The 951-nt window shown below is 32.6% G+C and carries 1 protein-coding gene and 1 pseudogene; both read left to right on the forward strand.

Features of this window, described 5'->3' with window-relative positions:
* Positions 1-374 (forward strand): annotated as a pseudogene (locus AC1DTM_RS28775) (HD domain-containing protein); the annotation flags it as partial.
* Between the two features lie 61 nt (positions 375-435).
* Positions 436-732, forward strand: a complete 297-nt coding sequence (locus tag AC1DTM_RS28780; protein WP_477001518.1) for a hypothetical protein — start codon at positions 436-438, stop codon at positions 730-732.
* The last annotated feature ends 219 nt before the right edge of the window (positions 733-951 follow it).

The following is a 951-nucleotide window of genomic DNA, read 5'->3' on the forward strand; positions in this document are numbered from 1 at the left end:
CAGGAAACGCCGTTATATGTGTGACGCATTCATTTCCTTGCAAAAATGAGCATATAGATATCGCAGCAAAGTGGAGCCTTGTTCCCGATTATATGGAAAGCCGGTTAATTGAAATATTGAATGAAAATAGTGACTATGACTTATACAATAAAGTAATTACTCTTTGCGACGCTCTCGCTGATGCGGATGGTTTTACTACGCTTGAAAGAAGATTGGTTTCTGTTGGTTTACGTCATGGCACAACCTCTCATACCTCTTTACATTCGAAAGGATTCTATAAAATTAAGAATGAATTAGAATCTTTAATTGGGAAGAGCATATACACCCTTCTCCCTGATGTAGAGAAATCAATTTATAAGAATACAGAATATTAAAACAAGCACAACTTAAAAACGATACAATTTGTATGTATGATTCTAAAAAACTCATTTAAAAGTGGAGGGATTACTTATTAGTAAAATAGGATTTGACTTAATAAATCATGAAGGTAACTTAAATATTGGATATGAAGATATAGTTCTTATCTCTAGGAAATGTAAATTTTCTAACTGTTCGCATACAAATGAACCACACTGCGCGGTTAAAAAAGCCATCTCTGACGGTACACTTTCTGAAGAAGTAGTTAATAGTTATTATAGAGATGTAAATGAGRCACAATATGTTTCTGCACAAAGTAATAAAACAAAAGCTATCGATTATATGAAACAACTGAAACTCTTTCAAAAAAATTAGGCTAAAATAAAAAGCTCTCCTTACAAGCTTATTTTAAGGAGAGCTTTCTCATGTTTAATGAATTTGATTTTTCAATTCCACCATACACTCTTGCACTAAAATCATCGCTTAGCACATTTCAGTTCTCCTGAAATTGCAGCTAAAACACAACAAGCTTCTAAAATCACTTTACTAAGATCCGCCTTTTGTTTAAGAACAAACAAGGACAATATATAACCC

It is taken from the genome of Bacillus sp. P4_D3 (assembly GCF_056401855.1).